General features: G+C 58.7%; 13 protein-coding genes. 3 read left to right on the top strand and 10 right to left on the bottom strand.

Annotated elements, in window-relative coordinates:
* Position 1 precedes the first annotated feature (1 nt).
* The 5 genes from HU759_RS17805 to HU759_RS17785 form a co-directional block, all read right to left on the bottom strand.
* Positions 2–1,867, bottom strand: a complete 1,866-nt coding sequence (locus HU759_RS17805) for a 3-dehydroquinate synthase (protein WP_186617605.1) — start codon at positions 1,865–1,867, stop codon at positions 2–4.
* 512 nt (positions 1,868–2,379) lie between these two features.
* Entirely contained in the window at positions 2,380–2,688 is a 309-nt protein-coding gene (locus HU759_RS17800) for a hypothetical protein (RefSeq protein ID WP_069787254.1), read from the bottom strand.
* A gap of 399 nt (positions 2,689–3,087) precedes the next feature.
* On the bottom strand, positions 3,088–3,396 hold the full coding sequence (locus HU759_RS17795) for a hypothetical protein (RefSeq protein ID WP_217858122.1): 309 nt from the start codon (positions 3,394–3,396) through the stop codon (positions 3,088–3,090).
* Positions 3,397–4,003: 607 nt separating this feature from the next.
* Positions 4,004–4,270, bottom strand: a complete 267-nt coding sequence (locus HU759_RS17790) for an acyl-CoA-binding protein (RefSeq protein ID WP_170040178.1) — start codon at positions 4,268–4,270, stop codon at positions 4,004–4,006.
* A 152-nt stretch (positions 4,271–4,422) separates the two neighbouring features.
* The gene (locus HU759_RS17785; protein ID WP_170040176.1) at positions 4,423–5,361 is read right to left on the bottom strand and encodes a LysR family transcriptional regulator; all 939 of its coding nucleotides are present in this window, start codon (positions 5,359–5,361) and stop codon (positions 4,423–4,425) included.
* Positions 5,362–5,470: 109 nt separating this feature from the next.
* Between HU759_RS17785 and HU759_RS17780 the strand changes: the two genes are divergently transcribed.
* Positions 5,471–6,970: a CoA-acylating methylmalonate-semialdehyde dehydrogenase gene (locus HU759_RS17780; protein WP_169988316.1), complete on the top strand. Its 1,500-nt coding sequence runs from the start codon at positions 5,471–5,473 to the stop codon at positions 6,968–6,970.
* Positions 6,971–7,093: 123 nt separating this feature from the next.
* Here the strand turns inward: HU759_RS17780 and HU759_RS17775 are convergent, their stop codons facing one another.
* A complete protein-coding gene (locus HU759_RS17775; RefSeq protein WP_186354781.1) occupies positions 7,094–7,405 on the bottom strand; it encodes a hypothetical protein in 312 nt (103 codons plus the stop codon).
* Between the two features lie 336 nt (positions 7,406–7,741).
* Between HU759_RS17775 and HU759_RS17770 the strand changes: the two genes are divergently transcribed.
* Positions 7,742–10,306: a hypothetical protein gene (locus HU759_RS17770; RefSeq protein WP_186617603.1), complete on the top strand. Its 2,565-nt coding sequence runs from the start codon at positions 7,742–7,744 to the stop codon at positions 10,304–10,306.
* 197 nt (positions 10,307–10,503) lie between these two features.
* On the opposite strand, the gene HU759_RS17765 is transcribed toward HU759_RS17770, so the two are convergent.
* The 4 genes from HU759_RS17765 to xylA form a co-directional block, all read right to left on the bottom strand.
* Positions 10,504–11,640: a sugar ABC transporter permease gene (locus tag HU759_RS17765; RefSeq protein WP_017136532.1), complete on the bottom strand. Its 1,137-nt coding sequence runs from the start codon at positions 11,638–11,640 to the stop codon at positions 10,504–10,506.
* Positions 11,641–13,185, bottom strand: coding sequence for a D-xylose ABC transporter ATP-binding protein (xylG, locus tag HU759_RS17760; protein WP_186617601.1), 1,545 nt, complete (start codon positions 13,183–13,185; stop codon positions 11,641–11,643).
* Between the two features lie 5 nt (positions 13,186–13,190).
* Positions 13,191–14,192 (bottom strand): D-xylose ABC transporter substrate-binding protein, encoded by a 1,002-nt coding sequence (gene xylF / locus HU759_RS17755; protein ID WP_017136530.1) that lies wholly within the window; start codon positions 14,190–14,192, stop codon positions 13,191–13,193.
* Between the two features lie 225 nt (positions 14,193–14,417).
* Positions 14,418–15,734 carry a xylose isomerase gene (xylA, locus tag HU759_RS17750; RefSeq protein WP_186617599.1) on the bottom strand — a complete coding sequence of 439 codons (1,317 nt, stop codon included), beginning with the start codon at positions 15,732–15,734 and terminating at the stop codon, positions 14,418–14,420.
* 139 nt (positions 15,735–15,873) lie between these two features.
* Between xylA and HU759_RS17745 the strand changes: the two genes are divergently transcribed.
* Entirely contained in the window at positions 15,874–17,055 is a 1,182-nt protein-coding gene (locus HU759_RS17745) for a XylR family transcriptional regulator (RefSeq protein ID WP_186617597.1), read from the top strand.
* Positions 17,056–17,152: the final 97 nt, after the last annotated feature.

The raw sequence follows: 17,152 nt of genomic DNA, 5'->3' as shown, positions 1-17,152 counted from the left end.
CTCATCGCGCGTAGCCCTCGGTGGCCGCCAGTGCCGGGCTGCTGTGGGCCGCCAGCCGTTGCAGCGCCGTTTGCATTTTTGCGCTGTCGATTGCATGCAGGTCCACCGATTGGCCGATGCAGGTGAGCATGGGGATCGACAGTTGCCCGCCCAAGTGCTGGCGAAATTCCTCCAGGCCGAGCAACAGCGGTGAGCGGCCCTGTGCGTCGGTCACACTCAGTTCCGGCGGGCACAGGTTGAAGCCCAACGTGTGCAGCAGGCTCATCACCCGCTCAGTTTCGGAATCGCTCAACAGGCCCAGTGCGTTTGCGTAAAGCCCATCCAGCGCCATGCCCACTGCGACGGCTTCACCATGGCGCAGCCGGTGGTGGCTAAGGTTTTCCAGTTTGTGCGCGGCCCAATGCCCATAATCCAGCGGGCGGCCGTTACCGCGCTCGAACGGGTCACCGGCGCCGGTGATATGCCCCAGGTGCAGCTCGGCGCAACGGCGAATCGCGTAGCGGCTGGCCGCGTGGTCGAAGTGGGCGAGGGCGCTGGCATTGGCTTCCATCCACTCGAAGAACGCGGCGTCCTTGATCAGCGCCACTTTCACCGCTTCGGCCAGCCCGGCGATCTGGTCGCGGTGGGTGAGGCTGGTGAGCAACTGGAAGTCGTTGATCACGGCGGTGGCGGGGTAGAACGCGCCGAGCAGGTTCTTCTGGCCAAAGGCATTGATGCCGTTTTTGACGCCGATACCGGCATCGTTCTGGGCCAGCACTGTGCTGGGGATGCGGATCAGCCGGATGCCGCGGTGGAAGGTCGCGCAGGCGTAACCCAACGAATCCAGCACCGCGCCGCCGCCCAGGGCGAGCACGTAGCAATGCCGGTCCAGGCCGTGTTGCAGCATGTCGCTGTAGAGCTGCTGCAACACCTCTGAGGTTTTACTCAATTCACCGGCCGGTACGGCGATGGGCGCGGCGAGCAACTGCAGATCGGCATGGGCCGCGAAGTAGGCGTCGATCTGGTCGCGCAACGCGGGCGCGCTGTGCAGCAGTTGCTCGTCGGCGAACACCATCACTGTCACCGGGCTGCTGTGCGCTGCGGTGAGTTCCTGGTGCAAGCATGGGTTGTGCGGGTCGAACAGGTGGTCGGTGAAGATCACCGGGTAGTCATAAGCGACCGTGAACCGCCCACGCAGAGGCTGATCCCCACTTGGCTTGCGTTTGAGCAGGCTGTAGATCGCCACAAACGCCAGCGGCAACACCATGCTGGCCAGCACCGTGACCAGCAATGAATTCTGCTCGATCAGGAAGGTGCCGATGGCCGTGTAGGCCAGCGCCAGGCCGGCATTGGCCAAAGTGGTGATCAGCAAAAAGGCCCGCAGCGGGTAGCGCTGCATCCCGGCGGCCACCACCGAGGTTTCCGCCAGCACCGGTACACCGCGCAGGCAAATCAACGACAGCGTGCCCAAGCGGTACGCCAACTGCCCGGGCGAGCGCTGATGCAAGCCAAGGCGGCCGGACAGCAAACGAAAATAACCGGCGCCCAACGCATACCCCAAGCCTGCACCCAGGCACAGACCGATAAAAATCACCAGGTAACCGCCAACGCTGCCGAGCATGGCCACCGCCAGCAACGCCACCATGCTCGACGGCACCGGCAGCACCACGTCCAGCGCGAGCAGGGCGACCAGCAGCAGTGCCAGGTTGAACGCCTGGGCAGGCGAGGACGGTTGGTACAGGTTGAGGTGAATCAGGAAGTCTTGGATCTGTTGTTCAAACAACAGAAAGCTGGCAATCACCAGCGCAGAAAAGCACACCAATGACAGCCAAAAGTGTTCGGCTGGCGCCTTTTTCGAGCATGCACGATACCGCCGGCTGCGCTTCATCAAAGCATCCCTTTTGAGTATTGAGACTTAAGTTCCGTGTCTGTGTTTGCGCCGTTTTTAGAGCAATAAAACCCCTCACCTGGCTGGCAGGTTTTGTGCGTAATGGCTGATGGCTTTCACGGTATTCATGAACTTAGCCGGTTGTGGTTGTTTTGCAAGTTTGTGCGGGCGGGAGTTTAAAAAGGGCGCTTGAGTGGAGCAGGAGTGGCGATGATTATTCAATATTTACAATTAGTTGTATGGCTTTTTTGTCTGCGTCAAGAAGCTGTTGGTGAGGGGCTTTGAAAGTAACAAGTTGATTACATAACGGTGGGGTTTGTTTGGTTAATTATTGCGGCTGGCTATAACAAGTTTATGTGCGCGTAGTTGTCGAGAACTATTCCGTTTAGTGGGTGCGACGATGGTCAATTGTGGGAGCTGGCTTGCCTGCGATAGCGGTGTATAAGTTAGAAAATCAGGTGCAGATATACCGCCATCGCAGGCAAGCCAGCTCCCACATTTTTTTACCGCGTTTAAGCCATTGCCTTGGTGGGTTTCAGGCACTCGATAGAGCGATCCACCGTGGTGCGGGCCAGCTCGAGCAAATGCCACACCGCCAGAATCTTCGCCCGTTCGGGGCTGGCGAGCATTTCACTGCAATTGAGTGTGGTGGCCGAAGCGCTGTCGAGCAGGCTGGCGGTGTAGAGCAACGCGTCTTCAAAGCTCAGGTCTTCGATCACGCTGTGAACGCCGGGGGTGGGCAGGTAATGGTCGAGGGCGCGGTTGAAGGCGGCGCGGTCTTTGGCGCAATTGCGGGGTGGGTCGGGGACGACTTTTTTCATGGTGTAACTCCTATTGAACCAGAGAGCTATCACCAACGCTGCTAAACGAGGGTGGTAGCTGTACGCGGGTTAGCAGACCGGTCAATAGGAAAACCAGCGCACCCGAAGGTGCCCCACGCACAGCCACCATAAACGCAGCGGTGAACCGTGTACCTATTGAAGTCAGGCTGCTAAACCCGATCACTGATGAGCAGTGACGGATCGCAGACTAGCCATCGATTCCAACAGGCACAAGGCGGCAGGGATTGTCTAGGAAACGTCCTGCAATTAAAAGCGACGCGCCTTGCTGGCCCTTTACAAACCATGTCGAAAGGCCACTGACTGATCAGCCACACGGAGCAGCAGCCACACGATCCAATGTGGGAGCTGGCTTGCCTGCTCCCACATTTTTGACCGTGTTTAAGCCATTGCTTTTGCGGGTTTCAGGCACTCGATAGAGCGATCCACCCTGGTGCGGGCCAGCTCCAGCAAATGCCACACCGCCAGGATCTTCGCGCGTTCGGGGCTGGCGAGCATTTCACTGCAATTGAGTGTGGTGGCCGAAGCGCTGTCGAGCAGGCTGGCGATGTAGAGCAGGGCGTCTTCAAAGCTCAGGTCTTCGATCACGCTGTGAACGCCGGGGGTGGGCAGGTAATGGTCGAGGGCGCGGTTGAAGGCGGCGCGGTCTTTGGCGCAATTGCGGGGTGGGTCGGGGACGACTTTTTTCATGGTGTAACTCCTATTGAACCAGAGAGCTATCACCAACGCTGCTAAACGAGGGTGGTAGCTGTACGCGGGTTAGCAGACCGGTCAATAGGAAAACCAGCGCACCCGAAGGTGCCCCACGCACAGCCACCATAAACGCAGCGGTGAACCGTGTACCTATTGAAGTCAGGCTGCTAAACCCGATCACTGATGAGCAGTGACGGATCGCAGACTAGCCATCGATTCCAACAGGCACAAGGCGGCAGGGATTGTCTAGGAAACGTCCTGCAATTAAAAGCGACGCGCCTTGCTGGCCCTTTACAAACCATGTCGAAAGGCCACTGACTGATCAGCCACACGGAGCAGCAGCCACACGATCCAATGTGGGAGCTGGCTTGCCTGCGATAGCGGTATATCTGCACCTAATTTTCTGTCTGATACACCGCTATCGCAGGCAAGCCAGCTCCCACATTTTTGACCGTGTTTAAGCCATTGCTTTTGCAGGTTTCAGGCACTCGATAGAGCGATCCACCGTGGTGCGGGCAAGCTCCAGCAAATGCCACACCGCCAGAATCTTCGCCCGTTCGGGGCTGGCGAGCATTTCACTGCCATTGAGTGTGGTGGCCGACCCTTATGAGGTGCTCTCTCGGTTGATCAGGCTATTCGCTAATTCGATATACCTATTTTGGGCCTCACGTTGTGACGTACCTTTTAGTTTGTTCCAAGCTTCCCATTTAGCTTTTCCTGCAAAATCAGTGAAGCCAGGCCTTGCAGAGTTATTGTCACCCTGTGTGGATTGTTTGTGTAACCCATACAGTTCAAGAAGTTCATCGTCGGCTGGTCGTTTTGATAACCGTGTGACCGCTTCCACTGCTGAGTCGAAATCTGCAATGCTCATGGTGCCTCCAAGGTATTAAACCGGGTTAGGTGTGCGCTACAAATAGTAAGTGCCAGGCATAAACAATACGCCTGGTATAATTCACAGTTATCAATACCTGTTGGCTATAAGCGCCACGCTTAATGGCGCTGATTTATTCGCACAACCTCGCCTCATCCCACAAACCGAAACCCACTCGACAGTTTCTCCTTCAGGTACCCCACCAACGCACTCACCGACTTCGGCACATGGGGCGAATACGGGCGGATCAAGTAAATCTCATCGGCAAACGCGCCCTTGAGTGTCCAGCCCTTGAGCACTTGCACCAACGTGCCGCTGGCCAGCGCCGCCTGTGCGCTGAAGTCCGGGAGCAGGGCGATGCCCAGGTGGTTGAGCGCCGAGTCGCGCAGGGCTTCGCTGTTGTTGGTGGAAAAACTGCCGGCGATGGGCACGGTGACGCGTTCGACTTTTTTGCCGCCGCGCTCGAATGTCCAGGCCGGCTGGTCGGCGCCGCGTGGGTAGTAGAGGCAGTTGTGGGCACTGAGGTCGTTGGGCTCGCGGGGTTCGCCGTGGCGCTGCAGGTAGTCCTGGGTGGCGACCAGCACCGAGCCGGTGTCGCACAACTTCCAGGCCACGTGGGTTTCTGGCACCTGGAAACCGTGGCGCACCGCCAGGTCGTAACCTTCGGCTGTCAGTGAACTCAGGGCATCCGACACGTCCAGTTGAATACGCACTTGCGGGTATTGCTGCAGGAATTCCGACAGATGCGGCACCAACTGCTGCCGGGCAAACGCCACCGGCGCGGTGAGGCGCACCAGCCCGCGAATCTCTCCGGCCGAGTCGCGCACCGACGAGAAACTGCGGGCGATATGTTCGTAGGCGCTGCGCACTTCGCGGGTCAACGACAGCCCCGCATCGGTAAGCCGCACACTGCGCGTGGTGCGGGTGACCAGGCGGGTGCCGGTGGCCTTTTCCAGGTCCGAGATGCGCTGGCTGACGGCCGACTTGCTCACCCCCAGACGCGCTGCGGCGGCGGTGTAGGTGCCTTGCTCTTCGAGCACCGACAACCAGTGAATATGGGTCCACAGCCCTTCGATCTCGGATTTTTCCATGGTTCTATTGTTCGCTCACAAGGACAATAAGTTCAGGATTCTGCTCTGGTTTGGAACAAACTGAAAGCCTATCGTGTGCCTCAACGCTACCCACCTGGGATCACCTGCCATGACCAGTACGATCGAGCACTACATCAACGACCAACGCGTGAGCCGCGATGATCGCTATCAGGACGTCTACAACCCAGCCACCGGCGAAATCACCGGCCGCGTGGCGCTGGCCAGCCGCCAGACCGTCGGTGAAGCCGTCGCCGCTGCCCAGGCCGCGTTTGCCAGTTGGGCCGACACGCCGCCGATCCGCCGCGCTCGCGTTTTGTTCGAGTACCTGCACCTGCTGCGTGAACGCAAGGACGACCTGGCGCGCATCATCGTCGCCGAGCACGGCAAAGTCTTTACCGATGCCCAGGGTGAAGTTGACCGTGGCATCGATATTCTGGAATTCGCCTGCGGCATTCCCAACCTGCTCAAGGGCGAGCATTCCGACCAGGTTTCCCGTGGTATGGACAACTGGACGATGCGCCAGCCGCTGGGCGTGGTTGCCGGCGTCACGCCGTTCAACTTCCCGGTGATGGTGCCGATGTGGATGTACCCGATCGCCATTGCGGCCGGCAACACCTTTATCCTCAAGCCAAGCCCGACCGACCCGAGCGCCTCGCTGTTCATGGCCGAACTGCTGCGTGAAGCCGGCCTGCCCAAAGGCGTGTTCAACGTGGTGCAGGGCGACAAGGAATCGGTGGATGCACTGCTCGAACACCCGGACGTCAAGGCCATGAGCTTTGTCGGCTCCACGCCGATTGCGCAATACATCTACGAAACCGGCGCGCGCAACGGCAAGCGCGTACAAGGCCTGGGCGGCGCGAAAAACCACATGGTGGTGATGCCCGACGCCGACATCGAAAAAACCGTGGATGCGCTGATGGGCGCCGCCTACGGCAGTGCCGGCGAGCGCTGCATGGCGATTTCCGTCGCCGTGTTGGTAGGCGATGTGGGTGACAAAGTCATCGCTTGCTTGACCGAGCGTGCCAAGCAATTGCGCATCACCGACGGCCGCGATTTGAAGGCTGAAATGGGCCCGATCGTGTCCCGCGCCGCATTGGAACGCATCAGCGGCTACATCGAACAAGGCGTGCAAGCCGGCGCGCAATTGCTGCTCGACGGGCGTGATTACGTGCCAACCGAGGCAGGCTTGGAAAACGGCTTCTGGCTCGGTGCGACCTTGTTCGACCACGTTACCCAAGACATGAGCATCTACCGCGAAGAAATCTTCGGCCCGGTGCTGGCCTGCGTGCGCGTGAATGACTTTGCCGAGGCGATCAAGCTGGTCAACGACCACGAGTTCGGCAACGGCGTCAGCTGCTTCACCCGCGACGGCAACATCGCCCGCGAATTCGCCCGGCGCATCGAAGTGGGCATGGTCGGCATCAACGTGCCGATTCCGGTGCCGATGGCCTGGCACGGCTTTGGTGGCTGGAAGAAGAGTCTGTTTGGCGACATGCATGCCTACGGCACGGAAGGTGTGCGTTTTTACACCAAGCAGAAGTCGATCATGCAGCGCTGGTCGGAGAGCATTGAGCAGGGCGCTGAGTTTGCGATGCCGGTGTCCAAGTAACTTAAATACACCGCAGTTCACATGTGGGAGCTGGCTTGCCTGCGATAGCGATATCAGCACCAGATGTTCTGGCTGATACACCGCCATCGCTGGCAAGCCAGCTCCCACATTTTTTTACCGCATTTAAGCCATAGCCTTGGCGGGCTTCAGGCACTCAATGGAGCGATCCACCGTAGTCCTCGCCAGCTCGAGCAAATGCCACACCGCCAGAATCTTCGCCCGTTCGGGGCTGGCGAGCATTTCACTGCAATTGAGCGTGGTGGCCGAAGCGCTGTCGAGCAGGGCATCTTCGAAGCTCAGGTCTTCGATAACACTGTGAACGCCGGGGGTGGGTAGGTAATGGTCGATGGCGCGGTTGAAGGCGGCGCGGTCTTTGGCGGAATTGTCAGGTGGGTCGGGGACAATTTTTTCATCGTTTAGTACCTGTCTGATCAAGGAACCGACACGTCTTGCTGGCCCTTTACAAAGCATGACGACAGGCCACCCACCGAGCGTTCAACAGTCAAGTGCACCGATAGCCTGTCCTGTTCAACTTCCACGCTGTGCGGTGCAAAAACAGCAGGTAACAAACGTGACTTCTATCGAAGGAACTCGTTCATTCTTCGGTACGACTCATCTGATTGCTGGTGTGGAAATAATGCCAAAGGGGCAAAAGTACACCCGGGACTGGCTCCCAACTTCATATGATTTGAACAGAGAGTGATAGTTGTTTAATTCACGTTCATGCTCAATGTTTTGGGGGGGTAAATATTCTGAAAGGAGTATCCTGATATGAGTTTAAATATGTTTCCACTTATACAATCTGCGATAACGGTTGCTCTTGAACCAGAGGCCGGTACGCAGGGCTCTGGTAATGTTCAAACAGTTGGTTTCACAGCAGGCGGCATTGGTATCTCTCTCAGTTTTAAGCCAGAAACGACCGCTGCTCCCCTGTCACAAGATATTTTTAACAAGTCGCTCATTTATGGTGCAACCCACGTTACTGCGCCCACTGCGCCCACTGCGGCCTATAAGCTACCTGAGCGTATGCGGCGAATCGATGCCTATGCTGATCGTGTCGTTGCGGCGATCAACAATATAGAAAATGGCAGCGATGGCGAACGCAACGTCAAATTCCAGCAGGCTCGCCAATTTCTCGAACCGGCGGGCTACTTCAGTGGTGGGTTGCTGGCCGCAGGCTATGACCCTCATGAAAAAATCAACGTAACGTTCACCTCGTCAGTAAGGGAGCTTAACGGGGCCTCCCATGTGACCAATCAAAATATACGTACCTACTTTGCGTGGGAAATTGCCGCCGGTGCGCTTGCGCACGATAAAGTCGAGCGAGGCGGCACGGTCAACGTCCAATCTATGCATATTGAGCCCCAGGACAGAAGCAAGGTCGCGGATCTGGAGTCGATGGGCAACAAACTTCAGCGTCATTGGGAGCTTGAGATATCCCAGCCCATGCGCGACACGACGGGAGCATTGGCGCAGCGTTCAGGCAAAGCTGACGCCTATGCCGTACGGGGCACCTTGCAAAGCCTGGCCAATGACAAGGAAGGTTTCGAGCAGTTAAGCGAAGCCGCTCAAACGGCCGTGGGGCGCACGTTACGCAGGAACGGGCAGGTCATTGTGCCGAATATTTATGGCTACCCATTGGCAGGGTATGCCTTTGTTCCATTCTTAGAGTTTAAAGGCAATGTGGAAAGCAGACCCCATAAGGGTGTGATGATCGATTTGAAGAATGGCGGGGTCACCGAAATATGGGACGATCGGGACTTTGCCGGTTGGGCTAAAAAAAACCGTAATCATTTGCTGCGCAGTTTCAATGCCGGCGACAGGCAAGGCACCCAAGATGCGCATTGGCCCAAGGCGGGCGATGTGCTGGATAATTTAATTGCAGGCAACCATGCCACCTACCCTGGCTATCGAAGCCTCGTTAAAGATGAGGCTGTGCCCGTGTGGGAGACATTTAATTACACCGAGTCGCGCGACAGCGGATATCGGTTGAAATACGGCAACCTGGATACCGGTATTGCCGCTCACTACCAGGAGGTGAATGCTAAAAACGCGGTGTGGTCCGACCAAACTCAAGTGTTTGGTTCCTCGCAGCAAAACTGGAAGGCCGCAAAAGACCTTTGGGGCAATACCTTCGGTTATCTGCCTGGTGTCGGTAACGCGGGCAATATCGTCTTTGGTATCCATGACTCCATCTATGGCAAGACGTCATCCGATCGCCTTGGCGGCACTGCCGCAGCGGTGATTTCAAGCTTACAACTGGCGCACGAGGTTGCGCTGAGTGAGGGACTGCGTGGGGTAGCCAACGTCTCTGAGGTCTCAGCGCCCGGCAAAAATTACACATGGAGTCCGGACTCTTCGGAAAGCGACTTGGAACTGATGCGAACCCCCAGCGCTTCGCAAAATACCGCTGAAGTAGTTGTTGAATCACCGCCGACAGTAAACCCAACTACTGACGCACCTGCAACCTTTGCGCAGATGCGCGAAATTGAGTTTAGAGGGCAAAAGTACTTTGTCGCTGACACGCCTGATGGTGGGGATGGCGTGCATTATTTGTTGCGTAATCCAGACCCGGTTGATCCATCGAAGTGGGTGAGCAGTGGCATTATCGCGAAGCCCGATGAGGCGGGCGTTTGGCAACTCAGGAGCGTTGTGGGTGGTGGCGTCGAGTCAGCGTTCATTCCATTGGAATATGCCCAGGCAAGTGAAGCGCTGGACGCTGTTATTACTGAGCAAAGCAACGCAGCAGCACCCGTTACCCAAGCACAACGCCAAACCTTTGCAGACACACTGACGAAGCTCATTAGCGAAAGTAACGCAGAAGATTATGACGAGGTGGGGGAATATATAGATAAGGATAGCAATGCTATCAATGAATCGTTGCGAACGGGTGAACGCACCGTTGAGCTGGATATGTTCCTTGAAGAATTCGATGAGTTAAACAGTTTCGAAGGCAAAGCCTATCGTTCTGCTTTCGTCACGCCAGAGGGCGCTGAAAAGATCAAGAATGGCGTAGGTCAGGTGTTTAAAGACTCGGGTGTACAGTCTGCTTCGGCGACCGTCCGTAATGCCACTGAATGGGAAAGTTGGGCCACGGAGGAAGCAGAGGAACGCGGTAACGCCACTCAACAGGTTGTGTATGTGTTTGATGAGTCGCTACCCAAAAAGAACTTATCCACCAGCTTTTTGCCTGACCATGTCGCCGTAGCACCAGGTGAGCCTATGCAAGTCCTGGCTGTCCAAGAGGCGGACAATAAGTTATTTGTCTACCTGTCCAAGCCCTCGAAGGTTCCCGAGTATACGTATAGCCTTTTTGACGGGAGCAGCATTGCTTGAACGCTAACAGCGCAGTAGCCACGCACACTGCGGCGGCGTCGGTGCCTGTGTTCACGTCACTCAAGTAAGCCGTCGATCCATAAAGGTCACTGGCTTGCTTGCGATAGCGGAGTGTCAGCTAACTGGCTGGCACTTTTACACCGCCATCGCAGGCAAGCCAGCTCCCACATTGGCGCTTGCCCGTACTTGCGAGCCCCTCAGCGGCGCCCCGTCCGCGTACTCACATCCACCCACACCGCCAGCACCAGAATGCTGCCCTTCACAATCATCTGCCAGTAGCTGTCCACGTCCAGCATCGACATGCCGTTATCCAGGCTGGTAATCACCAGCGCGCCGAGCAACGCGCCATACACCGTGCCCGAGCCGCCGCGCATGGAGGTGCCGCCGATAAAACACGCGGCAATCGCATCCAGTTCGCCCATATTGCCCGCCGACGGCGAACCCGCAGCCAGGCGCGCGGTGTTGACGAGGCCGGCGAGGGCGCACATCACGCCCATGATGCCGAAGATCCACAGTTTTACCGCCTGCACGTTGATGCCCGACAGGCGTGTGGCTTCCATATTGCTGCCCACCGCGTAAACGCGACGGCCGAACACGGTCTGGCTGGTGACGTAGCTGAACACGCCGAGCAGCACCAGCAACAGCAACACCGGCACGGGGATGCCGTCGTAACTGTTGAGGGTGGTGACGAACCCGGCCAGCACTGCGCCGATCACAGCCACGCGTAACAGGTCACGCACCAACGAATGCGCCGCCAGGCCATGCAGTGCGCGGTTGCGCCGTTGCTTCCAGGTCAGGAACAGGGTCAAGGCAAACAGCAACACGCCCAGCCCCACACCGACGGCATGCGGCAAATACCCCTGGCCCACATACACCAGCGACGGCGACACCGGCGCAATGGTGGTACCGCCGGTAATGCCGAGCAAAATCCCGCGAAACGCCAACATGCCGCCCAGGCCGACAATGAACGAGGGGATGCGCAGGTAGGCGGTCATGTAGCCGTTGGCCAGGCCGATCATCAAACCGCACAGCGCCACCAGGCTCAGGTTGGCGAGCAGCGGAATGTGGTAGACCACGTCCAGAATCGCCGCCAGCCCGCCCAATAACCCCAGCAGTGAACCCACCGACAAATCGATCTCGCCGCTGATGATCACCAGCACCATGCCGCACGCCAGGATCCCGGTGATCGACATCTGCCGCAGCAGGTTGGACAGGTTGCGCGGCGTGAGAAAGCCGCCTTCGGTCTGCCAACTGAAAAACACCCAGATGATCGCCACTGCGATCACCAGGGCGAGCATTTTGTAGCGGGTAAAAAGGTGTTTGACCTGGTTCATCTACGCGGTTTTCCCATTCTTATTGTGTTGGCTGAGCGCAGCGGCGAGCACCTGTTCCTGGGTGAGCCCCTGGTTGATGAAGTCTCCACGCAACTGGCCGTCGCCAATCACTAGCACGCGGTTGGAAACCCCCAGCACTTCGGCCAGTTCCGAGGAGACCATGATGATCGATACGCCCTCGGCGGCCAGCGCGCCCATCAGTTTGTAGATCTCATACTTGGCGCCCACATCCACGCCGCGTGTGGGCTCGTCGAGGATCAGCACGCGGGGCTTGGCCATGAGCATTTTCGCCAGCACGGCCTTTTGCTGGTTGCCACCGGACAGGCTGGTGATCGGCAAAAACGGGCTGGCGGTCTTGAGGTGCAGGCGCGCGATTTGCTGGTCGATGCTGCCAAGCTCGGCCTCGGCGTCGATGCGGGTCATATGCGCGTAGCGGTCGAGCACCGCCAGGGTGATGTTCTGGCCCACGCCGAAGTCAGGAATGATGCCTTGGCGCTTGCGGTCTTCGGGCACCATGCACAGCCCGGCGCGGATCGATTTGAGCGGCGTGCGCGTGTCGATCAGTTGGCCGTCCAGCCACACTTCGGCGCTGTAGCGGCCGGGGTAGGCGCCGAACAAGGCCGACACCAGTTCCGTGCGCCCGGCACCGACCAGCCCGGCAATGCCGAGGATTTCCCCGCGCTTGAGCACGAAAGAAACATCGTCCACGCGTTTGCGCTTGGGGTTGTCGACGTCATAGCAGGTGACGTTGCGCGCCTCGAAAATCACCTCACCGACTGCATGGGGCTCGGTGGGGTAAAGGTTGCTCATCTCGCGGCCGACCATCTGCGTGATGATCTGCGCGATATCCATGTCGGCCATGGCCGTGGTCGCGATGTGCTTGCCATCGCGAATCACTGCGATGGTGTCGCACACGGCCGCCACTTCATCGAGCTTGTGAGAGATGTACACGCAGGCCACGCCCTTGGCCTTGAGGCCTCGGATAATGTCGAGCAGCACCTCGATTTCCGAACGGGTCAGTGCCGAGGAGGGCTCGTCGAGGATCAACAGGCGCGCCTGTTTGTTCAGCGCCTTGGCGATTTCCACCAGTTGCTGGTAACCGCCGCCGTATTGCGACACCGGCAGCGCCACATTAATGTCCGGCACCTTGAGTTCGCGCATCAGCGCTTCGGCGCGCTGCAGCATGGCCGGGTAGTTCATGCGCCCGCCGGGCAGGGTCAATTCGTGGCCCATGAAGATGTTTTCGGCCACCGACAAGTCCGGCACCAGGGTCAGTTCCTGGTGAATGATAACGATGCCGGCGGCCTCGGTTTCGCTGATGGAATGGGCCTTGAGTGGCTGCCCGTCCCAGAGTATTTCCCCTTCCCAGGTGCCATACGGATAGACCGCCGACAGCACCTTCATCAAGGTGGATTTGCCGGCACCGTTTTCACCGCACAGGCCGACGCATTCCCCCGGCCGTACCTTGATATCGATGCCGTTCAGAGCGTTGACACCGCCAAACGTTTTGACGATGCCGTCCATTTGCAGCAAGTAGTCGGCCATGGCGGTCACTGCCCGGCAATCTGCTCTTTGGTATAGAAACCATCCTTCTCCAACAGGTCGATATTGGCCTTGGTCAGCGGGGTTGGCGTGAGCAGGATGGTGTCGACTTTTTTGCTGCCATTATCGTATTGCGAGCTATAGGTAGGTTTTTCATTACGCGCAAGCTGTACCGAGAGCTTCGCGGCTTCGGTGGCGATCAGCTTGAGAGGCTTGTACACGGTCATGGTCTGGGTGCCGTCGATCACGCGCTTGACGGCGGCGAGGTCGGCGTCCTGGCCGGAAATCGGCACCTTGCCCGCCAGCTTCTGCGCAGCCAGGGCCTGGATCGCGCCGCCGGCGGTAGCATCGTTGGAGGCCACAATGGCATCGATCTTGTTGTCGTTTCGGGTCAGGGCGTTTTCGACGATGCTCAGGGCCTCGGTGGGGTTCCATTCCTTGACCCATTGCTGGCCGACAATCTTGATATCGCCCTTGTCGATGGCCGGTTGCAGCACCTTCATCTGGCCTTCGCGCAGCACTTTGGCGTTGTTGTCGGTGGGCGCGCCGCCGAGCAAAAAGTAGTTGCCCTTGGGCGCCGCTTGCAGCACGCCGTTGGCCTGCATCTCGCCGACTTTTTCGTTATCGAAGGAAATGTAGGCGTCAATGTCGGCGTTGAGGATCAGGCGGTCATAGGACACCACCTTGATCCCGGCCTTCTTGGCTTCGGCGACGGCGTTGGTCAGCACGGTGGCGTTGAACGGCACGATGACGATCACGTCAACGCCGCGAGAGATGAGGTTTTCGATCTGCGAGATTTGCTTCTGCTCGTTGGCATCGGCCGACTGCACAAACACCTTGGCGTCGAGCTTTTCGGCCGCGGCGACAAAGTAATCGCGGTCGCGGGACCAGCGCTCCAGGCGCAGGTCGTCGATGGAAAAGCCGATTTTCGGGTGGGCCGAGTCGGCCATCACCGGCAGGGCGAGCAGAGCCAGGGCAGTGGCGAGCAGGGTACGTTTGAATGCTTTCATGGTGGTGCGTCCTTTTATTGTTGTTGGAAAGACACTGATTTGATGAATGTACCGTACCTGTGGCGAGCGGGCTTGTGTGGCGAGCGGGCTTGCCCCGCGTTGGGCTGCGAAGCGGCCCTGAAACCAGGCGATGCGGTGTATCTGTTAAAACCGAGTTGCCAGTAACAGGGGCCGCTTCGCGCCCCAACGCGGGGCAAGCCCGCTCGCCACAAAATCAGCAGGCGGTCAGGTGTAGATAAACCGGTTGACCACGCCTTCGAGCATCTCCTGACGGCCGCTCACAGCCTGCGGGTTCAGCTCATGGGCAAACGCGTGCTCGGCCAACGATGCCAGGCTGAACTCACCGGCCAGCACCGCCTGGCCCAAGGGCTGCTGCCAGCCGGCATAACGCTGGTCCTTGAACTGCTGCAATCGGTCGTTTTGCACCATGGCCGCCGCACGCTCCAGAGACAGGGCCAGCACATCCATGGCGGCGACATGCCCGTGGAACAGGTCAACCTCATCCAGGCTTTGGCGGCGCACCTTGGAATCAAAATTGTAGCCGCCGTTCTTGAAGCCCCCGGCCTTGAGGATTTCATAGGTGGCCAGGGTCATCTCCTCGACACTGTTGGGGAATTGGTCGGTGTCCCAGCCGTTCTGCGGGTCGCCGCGGTTGGCGTCGATGCTGCCGAAAATCCCCAGGGACACGGCGGTGGCAATTTCATGGTGAAAACTGTGCCCGGCCAGGGTGGCGTGGTTGGCCTCGATATTCACTTTTATCTCGTGTTCCAGGCCGAACTCATGCAGGAAGCCGAACACCGTGGCGCTGTCGTAATCGTACTGGTGTTTGGTCGGCTCCTGGGGCTTGGGTTCGATCAGCAGGTCACCCTTAAAGCCGATCTTGTACTTGTGCTCCACCACCATGCGCATAAAACGCCCGAGTTGTTCGCGCTCGCGCTTGAGGTCGGTGTTGAGCAGGGTTTCATAGCCTTCGCGACCGCCCCACAGCACGTAGTTGGCACCTTTGAGGCGTTGGGTGGCGTTCATCGCGCTGAACACTTGAGCGGCCGCGTAGGCGAATACCTCCGGGTCCGGGTTGCTGGCGGCGCCAGCGGCAAAACGCGGGTTGCTGAAACAGTTGGCGGTGCCCCACAGCAACTGGATGCCGGTCTGTTCCTGGTGGCGCTCCAGGTGGTCGACCATCTGCGCGAAGTGGTTGCGGTATTCCTTGAGCGAGCTGCCTTCGGGTGCCACATCGGTGTCGTGAAAGCTGTAGTAATCAATGCCCAGCTTGGAGAAAAACTCGAACGCCGCTTCAGCCTTGCCGATGGCCACGTCCATCGGCTCGCCGCTGCGCTGCCACGGGCGCTTGAAGGTGCCCATGCCGAACATGTCCGCCCCCGGCCACACGAAGGTGTGCCAGTAGCAGGCGGCCATGCGCAGGTGTTCACGCATGGGCTTGCCGAGGATCAGTTTGTTGGCATTGTAATGGCGAAAGGCGAGAGGGGCGTCGCTGCTGGGGCCTTCGAAGCGAACCTTCTCGACACCTGGGAAGTACGGCATGGTGTTTTCCTTATTGTTCTTGGTGGTGCCCCGATACTAGCAACGGCATCGGGACTGCCGATTATGAAAATCACCAAGACGTAGTGCGATTTTGACCAGCCAGGGCTAGTCTGTAGCGACCGGCCCCAGGATAAAAACAATGAAAACCCTACCGCCCGTGCACCGCATTGCCCTGTTGTTCAACGGCAGCAAAATCTACGATCGCGGCATCATTACCGGCATCGGCAATTACCTGAGCAGCACGCGTGTGTCCTGGGACTTGTTCCTGGAGGAAGACTTTTTGTGCCGTTTAAGAGGCATCGAGCGCTGGCAGGGCGACGGCATCATTGCCGACTTCGATGACCCGCTGATCGGTGAGGCGCTGGCCGATATTCATTTGCCGGTGGTGGCAGTGGGCGGCTCCTATCAGGATGCACGCGCCTACCCCAAGGGCATTCCCTATGTGGCCACCGATAACCATGCACTGATCAAGTTGGCGTACGAACATTTGATTGAGGCGGGGCTGACCCGCTTTGCCTGCTTCAGCCTGCCCGAAGCCCAGGCCAACCGCTGGGCGCAGGAGCGCGAGAAAGCCTTTCGCCGCCTGATGCAACGCGATGGTTTGCAGGTTGAGGTTTACCGTGGGCTGGGCACCAGTGCGCCGCTGTGGGACAGCGCGGTGGAGCAGCAAATCGCCTGGCTGCAAGCCTTGCCCAAGCCCATCGGCATCATCGCCGTCACCGACGCCCGCGCCCGGCAATTGCTGCAAGCCTGCCTCACTGCCGGCATCGCCGTGCCGGAACAGGTCGCGTTGATCGGCATCGACAACGACCCGCTGACCCGCACCCTTACGCGCGTGCCGCTCAGCTCGGTCATCCAGGGTACCGAAACCATGGGCCGCACGGCCGCCGCGTTGCTGCACCAGATGCTGCACGGCAAACCCTGCGCGGGCACGCAGATTTTGGTGCCGCCGGATGCAATCAATGTGCAGGCCTCCAGCCTGCATCAACCTTTGGGCAATCCGTATGTGATGCAGGCGTTGCTGTTTATTCGCCAATACGCCTGCCAGGGCATCAAGACCGCGCAGGTGGCGGCGTATGTGGGGGTGTCGCGTTCATCCCTGGAGTCGCACTTTCGCAAGGTGCGTGGGTGCAGCGTGCATGACGAGATTCTGCGCTTCAAACTTGCGGCGGCGGCCAAAAGCCTGGAAAACCACGCGCTGGCGATCGCCGACATTGCCCAGGGTTGCGGCTTCAAATCGGCGCAGTACCTGCATACAGTGTTTCGGCGAGAGTTTGGCTGTACGCCGCGCGAGTACCAGCATGGCGCAAGTACACCGTAGAACAACTGTGGGAGCTGGCTTGCCTGCGATTACGGTGTGTCAGCGCCAGGTGTTCTGACTGACACTGCGCTATCGCAGGCAAGCCAGCTCCCACATT

The organism is Pseudomonas sp. OE 28.3 (assembly GCF_014268205.2).
In the GTDB taxonomy this organism is placed as follows: Bacteria; Pseudomonadota; Gammaproteobacteria; order Pseudomonadales; family Pseudomonadaceae; genus Aquipseudomonas; species Aquipseudomonas edaphica.
This window is presented reverse-complemented; position numbering and strand designations above follow the sequence as displayed.

What these genes read in the sequence shown, in the direction of transcription:
- HU759_RS17805 (WP_186617605.1), bottom strand. Translation starts at nt 1,867, where the DNA reads ATGAAGCGCAGCCGGCGGTATCGTGCATGCTCGAAAAAGGCGCCAGCC.
- HU759_RS17800 (WP_069787254.1), bottom strand. Translation starts at nt 2,688, where the DNA reads ATGAAAAAAGTCGTCCCCGACCCACCCCGCAATTGCGCCAAAGACCGC.
- HU759_RS17795 (WP_217858122.1), bottom strand. Translation starts at nt 3,396, where the DNA reads ATGAAAAAAGTCGTCCCCGACCCACCCCGCAATTGCGCCAAAGACCGC.
- HU759_RS17790 (WP_170040178.1), bottom strand. Translation starts at nt 4,270, where the DNA reads ATGAGCATTGCAGATTTCGACTCAGCAGTGGAAGCGGTCACACGGTTA.
- HU759_RS17785 (WP_170040176.1), bottom strand. Translation starts at nt 5,361, where the DNA reads ATGGAAAAATCCGAGATCGAAGGGCTGTGGACCCATATTCACTGGTTG.
- HU759_RS17780 (WP_169988316.1), top strand. Translation starts at nt 5,471, where the DNA reads ATGACCAGTACGATCGAGCACTACATCAACGACCAACGCGTGAGCCGC.
- HU759_RS17770 (WP_186617603.1), top strand. Translation starts at nt 7,742, where the DNA reads ATGAGTTTAAATATGTTTCCACTTATACAATCTGCGATAACGGTTGCT.
- HU759_RS17765 (WP_017136532.1), bottom strand. Translation starts at nt 11,640, where the DNA reads ATGAACCAGGTCAAACACCTTTTTACCCGCTACAAAATGCTCGCCCTG.
- xylG (WP_186617601.1), bottom strand. Translation starts at nt 13,185, where the DNA reads ATGGCCGACTACTTGCTGCAAATGGACGGCATCGTCAAAACGTTTGGC.
- xylF (WP_017136530.1), bottom strand. Translation starts at nt 14,192, where the DNA reads ATGAAAGCATTCAAACGTACCCTGCTCGCCACTGCCCTGGCTCTGCTC.
- xylA (WP_186617599.1), bottom strand. Translation starts at nt 15,734, where the DNA reads ATGCCGTACTTCCCAGGTGTCGAGAAGGTTCGCTTCGAAGGCCCCAGC.
- HU759_RS17745 (WP_186617597.1), top strand. Translation starts at nt 15,874, where the DNA reads ATGAAAACCCTACCGCCCGTGCACCGCATTGCCCTGTTGTTCAACGGC.